General features: G+C 74.7%; 14 protein-coding genes. 7 read left to right on the top strand and 7 right to left on the bottom strand.

Features of this window, described 5'->3' with window-relative positions; genetic code table 11:
- Positions 1–303 precede the first annotated feature (303 nt).
- The 3 genes from AB0E96_RS24970 to AB0E96_RS24960 form a co-directional block, all read right to left on the bottom strand.
- A complete protein-coding gene (locus AB0E96_RS24970) occupies positions 304–2,676 on the bottom strand; it encodes an acyltransferase family protein (RefSeq protein ID WP_359827479.1) in 2,373 nt (790 codons plus the stop codon).
- Positions 2,677–2,821: 145 nt separating this feature from the next.
- Positions 2,822–4,561, bottom strand: a complete 1,740-nt coding sequence (locus tag AB0E96_RS24965) for a cellulose synthase catalytic subunit (RefSeq protein ID WP_359827477.1) — start codon at positions 4,559–4,561, stop codon at positions 2,822–2,824.
- Between the two features lie 245 nt (positions 4,562–4,806).
- Positions 4,807–5,376, bottom strand: a complete 570-nt coding sequence (locus tag AB0E96_RS24960; protein ID WP_359827475.1) for a GNAT family N-acetyltransferase — start codon at positions 5,374–5,376, stop codon at positions 4,807–4,809.
- A gap of 332 nt (positions 5,377–5,708) precedes the next feature.
- Here AB0E96_RS24960 and AB0E96_RS24955 point away from each other — a divergent pair, with 332 nt between their 5' ends.
- The gene (locus AB0E96_RS24955) at positions 5,709–6,605 is read left to right on the top strand and encodes a lysozyme (protein WP_359827473.1); all 897 of its coding nucleotides are present in this window, start codon (positions 5,709–5,711) and stop codon (positions 6,603–6,605) included.
- Positions 6,606–6,704: 99 nt separating this feature from the next.
- On the opposite strand, the gene AB0E96_RS24950 is transcribed toward AB0E96_RS24955, so the two are convergent.
- From AB0E96_RS24950 to AB0E96_RS24940, 3 genes are all read right to left on the bottom strand, one after another.
- A complete protein-coding gene (locus AB0E96_RS24950; protein WP_359827471.1) occupies positions 6,705–8,393 on the bottom strand; it encodes a S53 family peptidase in 1,689 nt (562 codons plus the stop codon).
- A 235-nt stretch (positions 8,394–8,628) separates the two neighbouring features.
- Positions 8,629–10,467: a M1 family aminopeptidase gene (locus AB0E96_RS24945; RefSeq protein WP_359827470.1), complete on the bottom strand. Its 1,839-nt coding sequence runs from the start codon at positions 10,465–10,467 to the stop codon at positions 8,629–8,631.
- A gap of 172 nt (positions 10,468–10,639) precedes the next feature.
- Positions 10,640–11,269: a maleylpyruvate isomerase N-terminal domain-containing protein gene (locus AB0E96_RS24940; protein ID WP_359827469.1), complete on the bottom strand. Its 630-nt coding sequence runs from the start codon at positions 11,267–11,269 to the stop codon at positions 10,640–10,642.
- 430 nt (positions 11,270–11,699) lie between these two features.
- Here AB0E96_RS24940 and AB0E96_RS24935 point away from each other — a divergent pair, with 430 nt between their 5' ends.
- The 3 genes from AB0E96_RS24935 (at position 11,700) to AB0E96_RS24925 (ending at position 13,935) form a co-directional block, all read left to right on the top strand.
- Positions 11,700–12,422, top strand: a complete 723-nt coding sequence (locus AB0E96_RS24935) for a TetR/AcrR family transcriptional regulator C-terminal domain-containing protein (protein WP_359827468.1) — start codon at positions 11,700–11,702, stop codon at positions 12,420–12,422.
- 92 nt (positions 12,423–12,514) lie between these two features.
- A complete protein-coding gene (locus tag AB0E96_RS24930) occupies positions 12,515–12,847 on the top strand; it encodes a hypothetical protein (RefSeq protein WP_359827466.1) in 333 nt (110 codons plus the stop codon).
- 14 nt (positions 12,848–12,861) lie between these two features.
- On the top strand, positions 12,862–13,935 hold the full coding sequence (locus AB0E96_RS24925; protein WP_359827464.1) for a M14 family metallopeptidase: 1,074 nt from the start codon (positions 12,862–12,864) through the stop codon (positions 13,933–13,935).
- A 270-nt stretch (positions 13,936–14,205) separates the two neighbouring features.
- On the opposite strand, the gene AB0E96_RS24920 is transcribed toward AB0E96_RS24925, so the two are convergent.
- Positions 14,206–14,832, bottom strand: a complete 627-nt coding sequence (locus AB0E96_RS24920) for a TetR/AcrR family transcriptional regulator (protein ID WP_359827463.1) — start codon at positions 14,830–14,832, stop codon at positions 14,206–14,208.
- A 225-nt stretch (positions 14,833–15,057) separates the two neighbouring features.
- Between AB0E96_RS24920 and AB0E96_RS24915 the strand changes: the two genes are divergently transcribed.
- The 3 genes from AB0E96_RS24915 to AB0E96_RS24905 form a co-directional block, all read left to right on the top strand.
- Complete coding sequence (locus tag AB0E96_RS24915; RefSeq protein WP_359827461.1) at positions 15,058–15,816, top strand: SDR family oxidoreductase; 759 nt, start codon at positions 15,058–15,060, stop codon at positions 15,814–15,816.
- 86 nt (positions 15,817–15,902) lie between these two features.
- Positions 15,903–16,661, top strand: a complete 759-nt coding sequence (locus AB0E96_RS24910; RefSeq protein WP_359827481.1) for an SDR family oxidoreductase — start codon at positions 15,903–15,905, stop codon at positions 16,659–16,661.
- Positions 16,658–17,592 (top strand): NADPH:quinone oxidoreductase family protein (locus AB0E96_RS24905; protein ID WP_359827460.1); only part of this gene is annotated, 935 nt, incomplete at its 3' end. The genes AB0E96_RS24910 and AB0E96_RS24905, both read left to right, overlap by 4 nt.

Below are 17,592 nucleotides of genomic sequence, written 5' to 3'. Positions count from 1 at the left end.
GGCCCATGTCGCCCTCGTCGATCTTCAACCGCTTGGCGACCCACGGGAGGGTCGGCCCCTGGAGCAGGGTGAAGACGACGACCAGGATGAAGACGCGGACGCCCAGCGGGCGTCGGCGAGCGCCCGCCCCAAGCCTGGGCACAGCCCGCACAGCGCCGCTCCGGCCCGCGGGCCGTCGGACACGTCCGCCCCGGCGAGTGCCGGGGCGGGCGCGGGCGGCGGTCAGAGCGGCATCTGCGACCAGGCCGAGCGGGCGGGCCACTGGCCGGCCGGGTCTGATTCGGCCCGGCTCTGCCGCAGCATCTACGGCTGAGCCGGGGGCACCCCGGGAGTCACGGGCTCGGTCGGCACGGTCGGACCCTCGGGTCCGGCCGTACCCGCCGGGCTCGTCGGAGCGGTCGCACCGGCGGACGCGGGCGAGCCGGCGGACGCGGGCGAGCCGGTCGACACGGCCGGGCCCGTCGGAGCGGTCGTGCCCGTCGGGCCCCCCGGTGTCCCGAGCAGTCCCTTGTCCAGCCGGGGTGCCAGGACCCTCGCCAGGGTGTCGGTGATGTGCCCGGTGTCCCGGTACAGCACCACGCCCTCCAGCACGGCCGGGCAGGAGGGCCCGGTGCCGGGGCAGAGCAGCGGGCCGAGGTCGAGGGTGCGGACCCCGTACCGGGCGGCGAGCCCGCCGTCCAGCACGGGGTCGGGCTCGAAGGCGGTGTCGCGCGGGAAGAAGCAGGCGTCCGAGCGGCCGTCGGAGGCGGCCAGGCAGGTCGGGATGTCCTTGCCGGGCATCGGGGTGTCGCCGAGGTAGGCGAGCGGGGCACCGAGCGCGCTGAGCCGGTCCAGGGTGCGGGTCCAGCCCTCGGTGCGCTCCTCGGGGCTGCCGTACCGGTTGAGGCCCGCCATCAGGACGAGGCGCGGCTTGGGGCCGGAGGTCAGCCGGGTGAGGGTGTTCTCGCGCCAGCGGTCGCACTCCTCGAAGGTGCGGCCGAGCACGTTGTTGCGCACGGTGAGGGTGGCCAGCGGGCAGCCGGGCTTGACCAGGACCTCCAGCGCCCAGTGCCGCTGTTCGGCCAGGGCGAGGCCGGCGGAGATCCACTGCCCGGCGTGCGAGTCGCCGAGCAGCACGATCCGGTCGGGGCTGTCCTCGTCGCCGAAGAGGCAGCGCGGGCTGCTGTCGGCGTTGAGCGGGATCTCGCAGCCCTTGCCGGGCGGGAAGTCCTCGCGGGCCCGGGCCAGTGAGGGGGTCAGGGTGAGCACCCGGGTGCCGGGGGCGAGCAGGCCCGGGCCGTCGGCGGCTCCGGCGGGGGCCGCGGTGGGCCCGGAGGCGGGGTCGCCGAGGGCGCGTACGGTGCCGCCGCCGAGGGTGAGCGCGGCGATCAGCGGGATGACCAGGGCGCTGGCGCCGACCGCGAGGCCGCGCCGGGGCGCCGGGCTGCTGCCGTACCGCAGGGGCTGCTCGACCAGTCGCAGGGTGAGCCAGGCGGGCAGCGCACTGGCGGCGGTGAGCGCGAGCAGGGTGGTCCAGGGCAGGGTGCCGTACCGGGCCTGGGCGATGGTCAGGACCGGCCAGTGCCACAGGTACCAGGCGTAGGAGAGGCGTCCGGCGGCGCGCAGCGGGCGGATGGCGAGCAGGCCTCCGGCGTCGGCGGCTCCGGGGGTGCCGCGCCCGGCGAGCAGCACGGCGGCGGTGCCGAGGACGGGCAGCAGCGCGGCGGCGCCGGGGAAGGCGGTGGTGCGGTCGTACAGGAACACGGAGGCGAGGACGGCCGCCAGGCCGCCCCAGCCGAGTGCCCGCAGGGACCACCGGGCGGCGCCCCCGAGCGGGCGGGTGGCCAGTGCCCGGGCGGCCAGCGCCGCGCCGGCGCCGGCCGCGAACTCCCAGAGCCGGCTGCCGGTGGAGAAGTAGGCGAGCGGCGCGGAGGTGGCCGTCCAGCGCAGGCAGAGAGCGAGCGAGGCGGCGCCGACGGCCGCCGTGGTGAGGGTGATCGCCAGGGTGCGGCGGCGCCCGTGCAGGTAGCGGGCGAGGCCGAGCAGCAGCACGCCCCAGAGCAGGTAGAACTGGTTCTCCACGCCGAGCGACCAGAAGTGCTGGAGCGGGCTGGGGTCGTGTTCGGCGGCCAGGTAGTCGGTCTGCTCGCCGACGAAGCGCCAGTTGGCGAACTGGCCGGCGGAGGCGATCAGGTCGCGGGCGAGGTCGGTGCCGCGCAACGGGTCGAGCAGGGCGCCGCCGGCGACGGCGGTGGCGACCAGCACGGTGGCGGCGGCGGGCAGGATGCGCCGGGCGCGGCGGGCGGCGAAGTCCCACAGGCCGAGCGGGCGGCCGACGAGCAGGCCGGTGATCAGGAATCCGGAGACGACGAAGAAGACGTCGACGCCGACGAAGCCCCCGGTGAGGCCCGGGACGGCGGAGTGGAAGGCGAGGACGGCGAGGACGGCGACGCCGCGCAGCCCCTCGATGTCGGGGCGGAAGGCGGTGCGCGGGCGGGCCTGTCCGTTCTCGGCGACGGTGGCGCCCCGCGGGGCGGCGAGGTCCCGGTCCATCCGGACGACGCCGGGCAGCAGGTCGGCGGGTGTCGCGGAGGAGTCGGAGACGGTGTCCGAGGAGGAGACGGTGTCCGAGGAGGAGCCGGTGGACGGCGCAGGGGATACGGAGGAGGAGGACGACGGCGGTACGGCCGTTGGCACGGCGGTGCTCCTTGCAGGGCTGGCAGCGGTTGTCGGGCCCGCCGGGCCGATGGGGCGGCCGGGCGGTGTCCGCGCCGGTGGGGCGACGCGCAAGGAAACGCGGTGGAGCGGAAGTGCGGTGGAACAGAACCGATCTGACGGATCGTCAGAAGATCAGCGGGTCCGCCCAGCCGGAGGCCAGCAGCCCGCACAGCAGCAGCACGGCGGTGACGGCGACGGCTTCGGCGCGTCCGAACCCGAGGTCGGAGCGGCCCGGCGCGGGCGCGGCGACCTCGCCGACGGCGGCGCCCTTGCCGCCCCCGGTCCCGTTCAGCAGCGGGCGCAGTTCCCTGATCAGCGGGATCATGGTGTACGCGGTGAGCGCGAGCAGTCCGGCCAGCGCCCAGTACGGCCGCCAGCCGTGGAGCAGCCCGGCGCGGACCAGTCCGACGACGCCCGCGAGGACGACGAACCCGAGCCAGCCGACCCCGATCCGGGCGACGGCGCGGGCGAGCGAACTGCCGCCGGAGACGGCGCCGGTGGGCACCCAGTCGGCGGAGCGGCGGCGCAGCGCGTGCGCGATGGCGACCACGTGGCAGAGCCCGCCGAGGAGTTGGACCCGGGTGACCTCGAAGCGCCAGCGGGTGCGGGACATCGCGGGCAGCAGCACCAGGGCGACCCAGATCGGCGGCAGGAACGGCAGCACCTGCCAGGGCTGGATCTCCTCGGGCCGGAAGAACAGCATGATCAGGGCGGGCAGCGGCACGGCGAAGACGTTCACCGCGCTGGTGACGTAGCCGAGGATGCCGTTCCAGAAGCAGAGCCGGGCGGACTTGGGGAGCGGCCCCTTGCGGAAGTCCGGGTCGCGGACGAGGGCCAGGGAGCCGAGGCACCAGCGGTACTGCTGGCTGATGAAGGCGGGCAGGCCGGTGGGCGACATGCCCTTGGCGACCAGCGCGGGGACGTAGCGGGTGGCCCATCCGGCGCGGGCGAGGGCGAGGCCGGTGTAGAGGTCCTCGCTGTGGTCGATCTCGGCGAAGCCGCCGATCCGCCGCAGTGCGGCGCGGCGGTAGAGCGCGTTGGTGCCGCAGCAGACGGTGCCGTCCTGCGCGTCCCGGGAGGGCTGGATCCAGCGGTAGAAGATCTCCTGGGTGGCTCCCGCGGCGCGTTCGAGCCAGGACATGTCGGCGTCCGTGTCGAAGCACTGCGGGCTCTGCACGATGCCGACCTCGGGGTTGTCGAGGTAGGGCACCAGGTGGTGCAGGAAGTCGGGGCGGGGGCAGAAGTCGGCGTCGAGGACGGCGATGATCTCGCCGGTGCCCTCGGCCAGGCCGTGGTTGAGGTTGCCGGCCTTCTTGAACCGGCCCCGGTCGGGGCGGGCGTGGTACCGGAAGCCGTAGGACTCGGCGAGTTCGCGCACCTCGGGGCGGCCCGCGTCGTCGAGGACGAGGACGGTCAGCTCACCGGGCCAGCGGACGGCCGCGGTGTGCCGGTAGGCGTTGTCCAGGACGGCCAGCGGTTCGCCGGCGGTGGGCAGCAGCAGGTCCACGCTCGGGGCCCGGGCGGGGCTCCAGGCGCGCAGCAGCAGGTCGTGCGAGTCGCGGGTGAAGCGCCGGGCGCGCTGGCCGTCGGTGAGCGAGAGCAGCCAGGTGGCCGCGTTGAGCACGGTGAGCACCAGGAACGGCCAGAGCAGCGGCTTGCTGAGGGCGAACAGGCCGAGGGTGGCGGTGGCTCCCGCGTAGGAGAGGGTGGCGCAGAGCAGCACCCAGCGGCGCTGCGGGCCGAAGTACCAGTAGAGCTCCTCGTCGTCGGGCGGGCTGGGCAGGCGGTGGTTGTCGGGGTCCGCGGGTATCCGGCGCGGACCGGCGTCGGGTGCGGGCATGGCGGTGCCATGGAGTGCGGGCATGCGGAAATGGCCCCCCTGGGCAGCGGACGGAACGTGGCCGTTCGCCCTCAGCCTCTCACATTGGCCTAGACCAATAATGAACGAGGTATGACATCTCCGCATCGCCCCAGCTCAGCGAGTTGACCCGGCGTCACCTGCGGAAACCCGGTCCAGCGGAGCTGAACCGAACCCCGAGCGCGGGCCGTTCCGACCCCTCGTCAACTCCCGTACCAGCCGTCGACTTCCGTACACGGACCGCCGATCCCTCAGGCCTGCGCCTTCAACTCCTTGACGAGGTGGGCGAACCGGAGGTCCGGCCGCAGCGGGATGCCGAAGTCCTCGTCCCCGTACGGGAACGGGCTGAACTCGCCGCTGCGCCGGAAACCGCGCCGCTCGTACCAGGCGATCAGCTCGGCACGCTGCTCGATCACCGTCATCTCCATCGCGCCGACGCCCCACTCCTCGGCGGCCACCCGCTCCGCCTCGGCCAGCAGGGCCCGGCCGATGCCGCCGCCCTGGAGCCCGGGGCGCACCGAGAACATGCCGAAGTAGGCCAGGTCGCCGCGCCGTTCCAGCTGGCAGCAGGCGACCGGCTCGCCGCCCCGCTCGGCCAGCAGCACCACGCCGTCGGGGTGGCCCACCGCCGCGGTGACGGCCTCCGGGTTGGTGCGCCGGCCGCCCAGCAGGTCGGCCTCGGTGGTCCAGCCGGCCCGGCTGGCGTCTCCCCGGTAGGCCGACTCGACCAGCGCGACCAGCGCCGGGACGTCGGCGGGCGTGGCGGGCCGGAACACGGGCTCCCCGGCGGGGCGGGCGGATCCGGCGGCGGTCTCGGTCATGACTGGTTCCTCTCCTCACGTGCGGGGCCGCCGGTGCCGGCCGGCCCGCGGGCATCGTCGCACAGGGCCGGGCGCGCCCCGCCCGCCCCCGGGGCCCCGCCCGGCCCCTCGGGGCACTCCGCCTCCGGGGGCGGACGGACCGGCAGGACCGGGCAGGACCGGCAACTCCACTTGCCGCCCATGGCCTTCCGCATATCTGACGTGCGTTCACTAGGTGAAAAAAGATGCCTGGCGGCGGTGCCAGGTACATGGCTACTCTGCGGTACGCCCGGTCAGGCCCCGGCCGTCACGGGCCATTTCGACCACCCCCGCACGGACCAGAGGAGTGCCCCATGCCCCGCTCCGCCCGCACCGCCGGCACCGCCCGCACCGCCGGCACCGACAGACCGGCCGGCCGCCGCCTGCCCGCACTGGCCGCCCTCGCCGCCGCGACCGCCCTGGTCACCGGCGCGGCGGCCCCCGCGTACGCGGCCGACCCCGCCCCGATCGCCCCCGTCGCCGAAGGCCGCCCCGGCTTCCACCCCGAGCAGGACTTCGCCGGCTCCACCGTCGCCGCCCGCGAGGGCCGCGCCACCGCCGCCCCCTTCGCCTCCCTCGCCGCCACCCAGACCCCGGGGCTGGACGTCTCCGGCTACCAGGGCAACGTCAACTGGTCCTCGGTGGCCGCCAACGGCGCCAAGTTCGCCTACGTCAAGGCCACCGAGGGCACCGGCTACACCAACCCGTCCTTCGCCCAGCAGTACAACGGCTCGTACAACGCCGGCCTGGTCCGCGGCGCCTACCACTTCGCGCTGCCGAACGCCTCCTCCGGCGCCACCCAGGCCAACTACTTCGTCAGCCACGGCGGCGGCTGGTCCGCCGACGGCAAGACCCTCCCGCCCGCGCTGGACATCGAGTACAACCCCTACGGCGCCACCTGCTACGGCCTCAGCCAGAGCGCCATGGTCAGCTGGATCCGCGACTTCAGCAACACCGTGCACTCCCGCACCGGCCGCTACCCCACCATCTACACCACCACCAACTGGTGGACCCAGTGCACCGGCAACAACGCCGGCTTCGGCACCACCAACCCGCTCTGGATAGCCCGCTACGCCTCCTCCGTCGGCACCCTGCCGAACGGCTGGGGCTACCAGACCTTCTGGCAGTTCGCCGACTCCGGCACCTTCCCCGGTGACCAGAACTACTTCAACGGCGCGGCCGACCGCCTGCGCGCCCTCGCCCTGGGCTGATCCCCTCCCGCTGTCGGGCCCCGCCTCGCCGACGGGGCCCGACAGCCGGGGTGCCGGGGTCGAAGGGCCACAGGGCCACAGGGCCACAGGGCCAGGAGGTCAGAGGGCCTTGAGGCCGTCCAGGAGCTGCTGGCCGCCGGGGCTGCCGAGGCCGGTGCAGGCGTCCCAGCCGGGGCCGGAGGCGTACGCGCCGTTGCTGCCCCGGGTGATGTCCCGCAGGACACCCGTCGCGAACTTCGTGTACAGGAGCGGGTTGAGGAAGCCTACCTGCGCGGAGCCGGGCAGGCCCTGGTTGATCCGGGCGAGCAGGGCGGACCACATCGGGGCGGCGGCGCTGGTGCCGCCGGTCTGGTTGAAGTGCACCCCGTCGACGCTCGGGACGACCACGCCGGTCTCGGGGTCGGCCAGCGCGGACACGTCGGGCACGCCGCATCCGTGCGCGTGCGGCGGATCGGCCGACGGCGGCACATCGGCACCGGCCTGGTACGGCGGCAGCGGGAAGACCGCGCTGATGCCACCGCCCGTCCGGCTGCCCGGGCCGTCGTCCCAGCAGACCTCGCCGACGACCTGCCCCTGGTCGACCGCCAGGCGGGTGCCGCCGACGCCGAGCACGTGCGGGCTGGACGCGGGGAAGTCGGCGTGGGCGCGCTCGTCGTCGACCTGGTCGCGGGAGCCGTCGTCACCCGAGGCGCAGCAGACGCTGATGTTCTTCTCGGCCGCGGCGGCGAAGGCGGCGTCGACCCGCTTCATGGCCCCGAGCGTCCACCTGCTCCCCGCGCCGGCCTCGGGGTTGCCGTAGCTGTCGGAGATCACCGTGGGCCGGTTCTCGGTGTCGTTGACGATCCGGGTGATCACGTCGACCCAGCCCTGTTCCGTGAACCGGCTGAAGTACACGACGATCTTCGCCTTGGGGGCGAGGGCGCCGACCACCGCCAGGTCGAGCATGATCTCGCCGGTGCTGTCGGCCGTCTCGAAGTCGGAGTCCTGGCCCGGGTCGTTGCCGGGGCTGCCGACCCCCGGGATCACCACGTCGGTGATGTCCGGCATGGTCTGGTGCAGGACGTTGACGAAGTAGTTCCGCAGGGCGTCCAGCGAGTAGCCGCCGGACGGGACACCGGGCGGCGTCTCGCCGTTGAAGGCGAGGACGGCGACGCACTGCCCGCTCCCGTCGGTGCCGGCCGGGTAGGCGTAGGGCGCCTGGAGCTGCGGCGGGAGGAAGGCGCCCGGCCGGACCGTCGGGGCGGTGTGCGCCGTCGGGGCGGCGTCGGCGGCCCGGCGGATCAGCAGACGGCTGCCGATCGGCCGGTCGTCCAGGCCGAAGACACCGGTGACGATGCCGTCCAGTTCGGCGGGGACGTAGATCTGGCCCTCCCGGCCGCGATAGGTCCGGGGGTTGCCGTGGGCGTCCCGGTAGCGGTAGCGGGCCAGGGTCACCCGGAAGGCGTCCGCGACGTCCTTCGTGGTGCCGGTCAGCTGGACGCTGCGGGCCAGCGGGTTCGGGTTCCCGGTCGTGAGACCGTGCTCGGCGGCGAAGGCCTCGACCGCCTTGAGGTCGGTGTCCAGCCACCGGTGGGTGGCGGCGTACTGGTCGTCGGTGGGCAGGGTGCGCCGGGTCGGCGCCTGGAGCGCCAGCTCGTAGACGTCCGGCCGCGGCTGCGCGGCGGGGTCGCGCCGTAGGTAGACGGTGACGGTCAGGGGGGTCTGGGGGTGGGCCGGTCCGATGGCCCGCGCTCCGCCGAACGGAACGCGGGAGCTGTCCGGCAGCGCCACGTAGTGGTTGGTCGACATGATCGCTCCAGCGGTCGGGTCCGCGCCGGGAGCCTCGCGACTCTTGGTCGTGTGCTTTCGACTGTCCGTGTACGGCACACGTTTATGTCGTACACGTACAGCGTCCTCCCGGCCCCCCGTGGCGTCAAGGGGCGGCAGGAGACGGCGGCGGGGATGGCCGCGGCGGCGGCGGACGCCTGTGCGGAGGCGGTCGCCCCCGGCCGGAGCCGGGGGCGACCGCCGGGGACGCGCCGGCTCAGCCGTCGATGCGGTGCTGGCTCCAGAAGGAGGTCAGGTCCACCGTGGTCGCGGCCTGGGCCGCGGCCTTGAACTCCGCGGTGGTGGAGACGCCGTACCAGTGCGCCTGCGCGTAGTTCCGCAGCAGCGTGGTCATCGGGCCGTCGCCGATCGTCCGGCGCAGGTCGTGCAGGGCGCACTTGCCGTAGCCGTAGACGACGGCGGAGTAGCGGGAGGAGTTGGCGTCCCAGTACGCCATCGAGTTGGTGATCCGTTCCGCCGCGGAGGCCCAGGAGACGCTGTTCCAGCAGCCGTTGCCGGTCTTGCCGAGGGCGAGGTCGGTCGCGTAGTCGGTGAAGGCCTCGTCCAGCCAGGGGCCGTTGTACTCGTCGTCGCCCACGATGCCGTACCACCACTGGTGGCCGATCTCGTGGGTGAGCGCCGTGGTGCTGACCAGGTCGAGGACGAAGCCCGGGTACTCCATGCCGCCGAACCAGAAGTTGTTGTCCAGCACCGCGTCCAACTCGCCGTACGGGTAGGCCCCGAAGCGCTGGGCGTGGGCGTCGACCGCCGAGATCGAGGTGGCGAGCATCGACGCGGCGTCGGCCGCGCTGATCCCCGCCACCGAGTAGACGTTGACCTTCACCCCGGCCGCGGAGGTGCCGGAGGTCCTGGCGAACGGCCCGGCGCCCCAGGCGAAGTCGCGCACCTTGCTCGCGGTCGCCCTGGTGACGGTCCGTCCGGCCGTGCCGGGGGTGTCCACCGAGGTGCCGGTCGCGGGCACCAGCAGCCCGGTCGGGTGGTCCAGGGTGACGTCGAAGTCCGCGGCCACCGAGTAGAAGGACTCGCCGTTGTTGGTGTACGGGTCGAGGTGCCAGCCGGCCGCGTCGCGTATCGCCAGGACGGGCAGGGCGTTGCCGAGGAAGTTGTACGCGCCGTCGTGGCCGAAGCGGTCCGCGCCGCTCGGCACGGTGATGCCGAGGTCGAAGCCGACGGTGCCGCTCTGTCCCTGGGCGAGCGGGGCCGGCAGGGCGATCCTGAGCGCGGTGCAGTTCACCGTGAGCGGCGCGGGCGTGCCGCCGGTCACGTTGGTCACGGTGATGGGGGTGGCGGGGCAGCTGCCGTGGGCGTTGTCCCACAGCCGCAGGTACACCTCGTTCAGCGGGGCTGCCGAGGCGTTGCCGAAGGTCACGCTCTCGTGCCCGTTCCAACTGGCGCCGGAGGCGTCGCTGGTCAGGTTCACGGTGTACGCCGGCGCGGCGGGGGTGCGGGTCGGGTCGCCGGGCTGGGGCGGCGTGGTGCCGCCGCCGGAGACGTCCAGGGTGACGTCGTCCAGGACGAAGCTGGTCTGCAGGCTCGCGTCCTCGACGCCGGTGAAGGAGAGCGTGGCCGTCCTGCCCGCGAAGGCGGAGACGTCGACGGTCCGGTGCACGTATCCATCCCCGGCGTCCAGGTTGGAGTAGGTGGCCAGCGTGGTGGAGCCGAGCTTGACGGCCAGTTTGTCGTAGGCGGTGCCGGTGGTCGTCTCGGCGGTGTCGACGTGCAGCCAGAACCCGAGCGTCGCGGTACCGCACCCGGCGGGGAGGGTGACGGACTGCGAGAGCGTGTCGGTGTGGCTGGAGCCGTAGCCGTCGAGCCAGGCGTAGGAGCTGCCGGAGTGGGCGCTCTGGCCGCTGTCCGCGGTGATCGCGCCGCTGGGCGCGGTCCAGGGCGAACTGCCGGACTCGAAGCCGCCGTTGGCGACCACCTGGGCGGGCGTGCAGTCCGCGGCGCTCGCCACGTCGGGGGTGGCGAGCGCCGTGAGGCCGGTCGCCGCGAACAGGGCGGCGCCGGTCAGGGCAGGCAGGAGTCTTCTCATCGGAGCCTCTCGTGGGGAGCGGGCCGGGAGCAGCAGCGTGACAGCAAGCCCGCACCTTTGAAAGGCTCATGACATGAGACGTGTACGCCTCACCGGCGCCCCGACCTGCGCCTCACCCGACGCACCGACGCCCCACCGAACGCACCTGCGCCTCAGCCAACGCACCGGCACCTCAGCGGATGACCGGGAGCACCGCCTCCGCGCCGCGGCCGGTCGCCGCCTCGATGAAGGCCACCGGGTCGGCCACCCGAGCCAGCAGCGCGGTGGTGAAGCGCAGCGCCCCCTCGGCGGGCGGCGGGCCGCCGACGGCCGCGACCAGGTCGAGCAGGTGGACGGTCGCCTCCATCAGCGCCACCTCCCCGAGCGCGCCGACCGTCACGCTGCCGAGCAGCGGGTGCGCCACCACGGCGTCCGGCGGCAGGTCCGCGAGGCCGGCCAGCGCGGCCGGGCCCTCGACCCCGAACCGGGCGATCAGCACGGCGGGTTCGGCCACCTCGGCCACCCGCTTCGCCGCCTCGGCGACCTGGTCGGCCGCGGTGTGGGCGATCCCGCCCGGCCGGTTGTAGGCGCGCAGGATGCCGGCCCCGTCGCCCACCTCGACCGGCCCGTCCAGGACGGCCGCGCGCAGCCCGGTGAACATCTCCGGCACCGGCGCGACGTGGGCGTACAGCTCCCGCACCGTCCACCCGGGCAGCCGGGTGGGCCGGTCCCAGTCCCCGGCGGCCAGGGCTGCGCCCCGCTCCGCCCACGAGACCCAGGCCTCCGCCAACAGCGCGCGCACCTGGTCGTTCTGACTGCTCATCGGCTCTCCTCGGGACGGTGATCACGGGGTCGGCCCCACGCTACCCCCGCCCCCCGGAAGACCGCTTGCCACCCCCTTCCCCGGCCGCCGCCATCGGCCCATGACCGACTCCGCCGCCCGCCCGCTGCCCGCACCCGCCGCCACCCGCCGCCACCCGCCCCGGGGCTACGCACAGCGACCGGTCCGGCCGCCCCGGTCGCCGCGCCCGCGACTCCCACTCCCCCGCCCACAACCGGCTGACCAGCGGAATCGGCGAATCGACCGACTGGTACCGCTCACCCCGTTTACGTCTGATTCCTACCTTGTATCCTGGTTCTGTATCCGCTGAGTGACATCCGCCGAAGCCCCGGCCCGACGGGCCCCGCAGCACCGCCGCTCCCCCGGGCGGCCCGGGCCGAGGACGCCGCCACCGACCCCGAGGAGTGCGGAGATGGCCGAGCAGGACGCCCCCGAGAGGCGGGGCCGGCTGAGCCGCCCGCTGGTGCTCGGCGCCGCCGTGGCCCTGGTCGACCGCGAGGGCCTGGGCGCGCTGACCATGCGCCGACTGGCCACCGAGCTCGGCGTGGAGTCGATGGCCCTGTACCGCTACACCCCGGGCAAGGAGGCACTGATCGACGGCCTGGTCGAGGCCTACTTCGACGAGATCAACTCCCGGCTGCGGGCCGGCTCCGTCCGCGGCCCCCACGGGGACGGCTGGCGCGCCGAACTGCGCCGGATCGCCCAGGCGTTCGCCGCCACCGCGCACGCCCACCCGGAGATCCTGCCGCTGGTCGCGACCCGCCCGCTGGCCGTCCCGGTGGCGCGCCGCCCGGCCTCGGTGCTGGAGCTCACCGAGCACATCCTGGCCGTGCTCGCCCGGGCCGGCTTCGACGACGCCGGCGCGCTGACCGTCTACCGCACCTTCGTCGCCTGGAACCTCGGCTGCCTGCTGGTGGACAAGCGGCAGGTGGTCGACAACCCGAGCGAGCCGGACCCGGCACTGCGGCTCGGCCTGCACCGGCTGTCCGCCGTCGACTACCCCCGGCTGCGCGCCCTGGTGCCCCGGTTCGCCGACTTCGACGACGAGGCCGAGATGCTGAGCGGCCTGGACAGCCTGCTCGACGGGATGCCCGAGCCGCCCCTTGACGGCTTCTACGGCGGCGACGCATCCTGAGGATACGAGGTACACGTCGGACATATCCGCTCGAATCGGCGCCACCGGGCAGGCCGTGGGCCCGCCCCGCCGGCGCCCGGGAAGAGGCCACCATGTCCGCCGCTCCCACCCACCCGTCGTCCCGACCCGACATCCTCCGACTCCGCGTCACCGCCAGGAACCCGGAGGTCCTGCGCGCACTGCTGCGCGAAGCCCGGCCCGACACCGGCGGCCGGCCCCTCCTCGAACCGGACGGCAGCGTCGGCATCGACGTCTACGCCCGGGAGGACCGGATCGCCGCCCTCGAACGCGAGGGCGTCACGGTCACCCGGATCGGCAACGCCAGCGCGGCCGGCCGCGCCGCCCAGGCCGAGGTCGGCACCGGCGACCGGTTCGCCGCCGCCGACGCCGTCCCGCGCGGCCTCGCCGCCAAGCCCACCGACTGACCGGGGAGGCCGTCATGCCGTACCTGAACATCACCGAGGTCGAATCGGCCGTGACCAGCCTGGCCACCGCCTACCCCGGCACGTCCGAACTGCTCACCCTGCCCGAGCCCTCGATCGAGGGCCGCACCGCCCACGCCCTCAAGATCGGCGCACCCGCCCCGATCCCCAAGCGGTGCGTGATGATGATCGGCGGCGTCCACGCCCGCGAGTGGGGCAGCTGCGAGATCCTCGTTCACCTCGCCGCCGACCTGCTGGAGGCCCAGCACGGCGGCACCGGCCTCGGCTACGGCGGCACCGTCTTCACCGCCGACCAGGTCCGGGAGCTGCTCCAGCGGCTGGACCTGGTGCTCTTCCCGCTCGTCAACCCGGACGGCCGGCTGTTCAGCCAGACCGTCGACCCGATGTGGCGCAAGAACCGCGACCCGGCGAACTCCGGCGGCAGCGCGAACCCCGACTGCGTCGGCGTCGACCTCAACCGCAACTACGACTTCCTCTTCGACTTCGCCACCGCCTTCGCCCCGACCGCCACCCCCCAGGTGTCGGCGAACCCGTGCGACCAGCAGGTCTACGAGGGCCCGAGCCCGTTCTCCGAGCCCGAGACCCGCAACGTCCGCTGGCTGCTGGACTCCTTCCCGCGGACCGGATGGTTCGTCGACGTGCACAGCTACTCCCAGGACATGCTCTACAACTGGGGCGACGACAAGAACCAGTCCGTCTCCCCCGACATGAACTTCCGCAACAGCGAGTACGACGGCAAGCGCGGACTGCCCGGTGACGTCGCGTACGCGGAGTACATCCCCAAGACGGACGCCGACACCGCCGTGCTGCTCTCCGAGGCCTTCTGCCGGGGCCTGCACGGGGTGCGCGGCCTGACGTACCGGCCGCTGAGCGGCTTCCACCTCTACCCGACCAGCGGCACCAGCGACGACTACGTCTTCGCCCGCCACTTCGACGACCCCGCCCTGGGGAAGGTGCTCGGCTTCACCGTCGAGTGGGGCACCCAGTTCCAGCCGCCGTGGGCGGAGATGGAGCGGATCGTCCTCGACGTGGACGCCGGGCTGGTGCGGTTCTGCCTGGCCACCGCCTGAAACCCGGGCCACCCGCCGGAGCCCCCGGCCACCGCCGGAACCCCCACGGGAGGCCCCCGAGCCACAGCGCCCGACAGCAGGGAGCCCGCCACGAACGTTCGTGGCGGGCTCCCTGGTCCGGTACACGCGGATTCACGTACGACTACGAGGCACACGTACGGGAAAAACGTACTTCGTATACGAGTCTGCTCGCCTCCTCGGAGCAGGTCAATCGGAGCGCGCCACCAGGAAGGGAGCCGGCCCGGCCGGCAGCCCGACCGGCCGCTCCGCTCAGACCCGGGCGCCGAGCATCCGCAGCACCAGATCCCCGTAGCGGCGCCCGAGCTCCTCCGGCGCCTCGGAGGAGTTGCCGGTGTACCAGCGGGAGACGTCGATGCCGAGCGAGGTCACGGCGCGGGCCGCCGTCCGCACCTCCGCCACCTGGAAGTCCCCCGCCGCCACGCCCGCCTGGATCAGCGCGCTGACCTCGCGCTCGATGTCCAGCCGCAGCGCGGCGACCACCGCGTAGGCGTCCTCGGGCAGGGCGTGCAGCTCGTAGTTGACCACCCGGCCGACCGTCCGGGCCCGGGCGTGCCAGGCGGTGAACTGCTCGACCAGCCGCCTCATCCGCTCGGCCGGGCCGCCCGGGCCGCCCGCCGCGTCCCGGACGAGGGTCAGCGTGGCGGCGTGCCCGGCCCGGCTGATCTCGGCGAGCAGCGCGGCCTTCGACTGGTAGTGGATGTACAGCGCGGCCGGACTCATCCCGGCCGCGGTGGCGATGTCCCGGGTCGTGGTGGCGTGGAAGCCGCGCTCCGCGAACGACTCGACGGCGGCCTGGAGCAGCCGGTACGCCGCTTCGGGGCGGGCGTCGGCGCCGGGCAGGGTCGGCCAGAGGTCGGCGAGCGGGGTGCTGGTCATGGCGTCATCCTCCCAGAGAACTCGTACAGGCTTTCCCGCCGAGCGCCGCCCGGCCCCGGTGCCATCCGACGGTGCGCAGCGGCAGGCGGTCGGGCAGCGGCAGGCGACGGGCGGTCGGGCCGGGCGTCGCGGCTGTTGACAGGCTCCCGCACCGACACCATGCTGAGCAAGCGCTTAGTCAGCAGCAGGACGGCAGAGATCGCCGCACGAAAGGCAGGACGCTCCGTGGTGCACTCCTTCAAGGGCCGGGTGGCCGTCGTCACCGGATCGAGCCGCGGCATCGGCCTCGGCATCGCGCGCGAGCTGGTCGACCGCGGCGCCAAGGTCTGCCTCACGGCCCGCAACCCGGAGCCGCTGGCCGAAGCCGTCCGCGACCTCGGCGGCCCGGACCACGCGATCGCCGTCGCGGGCAAGGCCGACGACCCGGCGCACCAGGAGGAGGCCGTCGCCCGCACCCTGGAGGCCTTCGGGCGGCTCGACCACCTGGTCAACAACACCGGCATCAACCCGGTGTACGGGCCGGTCCTGGACACCGAGGAGGCCGCCGCGGCCAAGATCCTCGCCGTCAACGTGCTGGCCCCGCTGGCCTGGACCCGCCGCGCGCACGCCGGCTGGATGGGCGAGCACGGCGGCTCGATCGTCAACGTCGCCTCCATCGCGGGCATCCGCCCCTCCCTCGGGATCGGCATGTACGGCGTCAGCAAGGCCGCGCTGATCCGGCTCACCACCGAACTCGCCGCCGAACTCGGCCCCCAGGGCATCCGGGTCAACGCCGTCGCCCCCGCCGTGGTCAAGACCAAGTTCGCCGAGGCGCTCTACGAGGGCCGCGAGGAGAAGGTCGCCAAGGCCTACCCGCTCGGCCGCCTCGGCGTCCCCGAGGACATCGCCGGCGCCGTCGCCTTCCTGCTCTCCCCGGACGCCGGCTGGATCACCGGCCAGACCCTGGTCCTGGACGGCGGGGTCACCCTCGGCGGTGGCATGTGACCGCGGGAGCGCCCGAGGGCGGGGCAGCCGACGGCCGGGCGTCCGACAGCCCGGCGCCCGACCGCGACGCGTTCGACGGCCGGGGCGTGGTGGTGACCGGCGGTGGCCGGGGCATCGGTGCCGCGCTGGCCCGGGCCCTCGCCGCGGCCGGCGCCCGGGTGGTGGTCAACGACCTGGACGCCGGGGCCGCCCGCGCCGTCGCGAAGGAGTGCGGCGGCACCGCGCTGCCCGGGGACGCCGCCTCCGCCGAGGGCCTGGCCGAGCTGGTCGGACGGGCCCGCGCCGAGCTGGGCGAGATCGACGTCTGGTGCGCCAACGCGGGCGTCGCCCTGGCGGGCGGGGCCGACGCGCCCGCCACGGCCTGGGCGACCTCCTGGGAGGTCAACGTGATGGCCCACGTCCGGGCCGCCGAGCTGCTGCTCCCCCGCTGGCTGGAGCGCGGCGAGGGCCGCTTCCTGGCCACCGTCTCCGCCGCCGGGCTGCTCACCATGCTCGGCTCGGCACCGTACTCGGTCAGCAAGCACGGCGCGCTGGCCTTCGCCGAGTGGCTCTCCGCGAGCTACCGCCACCGGGGCCTGCGGGTGCACGCGCTCTGCCCCCAGGGCGTGCGCACCGACCTGCTCGCCGCCACCGGCGCCGTCGGCGAGGCCCTGCTGGCCCCGACCGCGCTCGACCCGGCGGACGTCGCCGGGGCGGCCCTGGACGGGATGCGCGCGGAGCGCTTCCTGCTCCTGCCGCACCCCGAGGTCGCCGAGTACCAGCGTGTCCGGGCCACCGACCCGGACCGCTGGCTCAACGGGATGAACCGGCTCCAGCAGGGGCTGGAGAAGGGCGGGCTGCTGTGAGGGCCTGGCAGGTCGGCGAGCTCGGCGAGCCGGCCGAGGTGATGCGGCTGGCCGAGGACCTCCCGCGGCCGGTGCCCGGCCCGGGGCAGCTGCTGGTGCGGGTCCGGGCGGCGGCCGTCAACTTCCCGGACGCGCTGATGGTGCGCGGCCGGTACCAGGTCCGCCCGCCGCTGCCGTTCACGCCCGGTGTGGAGCTGTGCGGCGAGGTCGCGGACGGCGCCCGGCGGGGCGAGCGGCTGATCGGCAACCCGGTACTGCCGCACGGCGCGTTCGCCGAGTACGCGCTGCTGGACGCCGCCGCCGCGTTCCCGGCCCCCGAGTCGCTGGACGACGCCGAGGCGGCCGCCCTGCACATCGGCTACCAGACCGCCTGGTTCGCGCTGCACCGGCGGGCCCGGCTGCGGGCCGGCGAGACCCTGCTGGTGCACGCGGCGGCCGGCGGGGTCGGCAGCGCGGCCGTCCAGCTCGGCCGGGCCGCCGGGGCCCGGGTGGTCGCCGTGGTCGGCGGGCCGGAGAAGGCGCGGGCCGCGCGGGCACTCGGCGCCGACCTGGTGGTGGACCGCCTCGAACGGGACTTCGTCGCCGCCGTCAAGGAGTTCACCGACGGGCGCGGCGCGGACGTGGTCTTCGACCCGGTCGGCGGCGAGGCCTACACCGGCTCCGCCAGGTGCGTCGCCTTCGAGGGCCGGATCGTGGTGGTCGGCTTCGCCGGCGGGCAGATCCCCGCCCCGGCGCTCAACCACGCCCTGGTGAAGAACTACACGATCCTGGGCCTGCACTGGGGCCTCTACAACACCCACGACCCGCGGGCCGTCCGGGCCGCCCACGACGAGCTCACCGGGCTCGCCGACCGGGGCGCCGTCCGGCCGCTGGTGAGCGCCCGGGTGCCGCTGGCCGCCGCCCCGGACGCCGTCCAGCGCGTCGCCGCCGG

Source organism: Kitasatospora sp. NPDC036755 (genome assembly GCF_040636595.1).
Taxonomy (GTDB): Bacteria; Actinomycetota; Actinomycetes; order Streptomycetales; family Streptomycetaceae; genus Kitasatospora.
The sequence above is the reverse complement of the archived record's forward strand: the minus strand, read 5'-3'. Positions and strand labels throughout refer to the sequence as shown.

Excerpts from the sequence above, each read along its gene's own strand:
- AB0E96_RS24965 (WP_359827477.1), bottom strand. The coding sequence starts at position 4,561 with ATGCCCGCACTCCATGGCACCGCCATGCCCGCACCCGACGCCGGTCCG.
- AB0E96_RS24960 (WP_359827475.1), bottom strand. The coding sequence starts at position 5,376 with ATGACCGAGACCGCCGCCGGATCCGCCCGCCCCGCCGGGGAGCCCGTG.
- AB0E96_RS24955 (WP_359827473.1), top strand. The coding sequence starts at position 5,709 with ATGCCCCGCTCCGCCCGCACCGCCGGCACCGCCCGCACCGCCGGCACC.
- AB0E96_RS24950 (WP_359827471.1), bottom strand. The coding sequence starts at position 8,393 with ATGTCGACCAACCACTACGTGGCGCTGCCGGACAGCTCCCGCGTTCCG.
- AB0E96_RS24945 (WP_359827470.1), bottom strand. The coding sequence starts at position 10,467 with ATGAGAAGACTCCTGCCTGCCCTGACCGGCGCCGCCCTGTTCGCGGCG.
- AB0E96_RS24940 (WP_359827469.1), bottom strand. The coding sequence starts at position 11,269 with ATGAGCAGTCAGAACGACCAGGTGCGCGCGCTGTTGGCGGAGGCCTGG.
- AB0E96_RS24935 (WP_359827468.1), top strand. The coding sequence starts at position 11,700 with ATGGCCGAGCAGGACGCCCCCGAGAGGCGGGGCCGGCTGAGCCGCCCG.
- AB0E96_RS24930 (WP_359827466.1), top strand. The coding sequence starts at position 12,515 with ATGTCCGCCGCTCCCACCCACCCGTCGTCCCGACCCGACATCCTCCGA.
- AB0E96_RS24925 (WP_359827464.1), top strand. The coding sequence starts at position 12,862 with ATGCCGTACCTGAACATCACCGAGGTCGAATCGGCCGTGACCAGCCTG.
- AB0E96_RS24920 (WP_359827463.1), bottom strand. The coding sequence starts at position 14,832 with ATGACCAGCACCCCGCTCGCCGACCTCTGGCCGACCCTGCCCGGCGCC.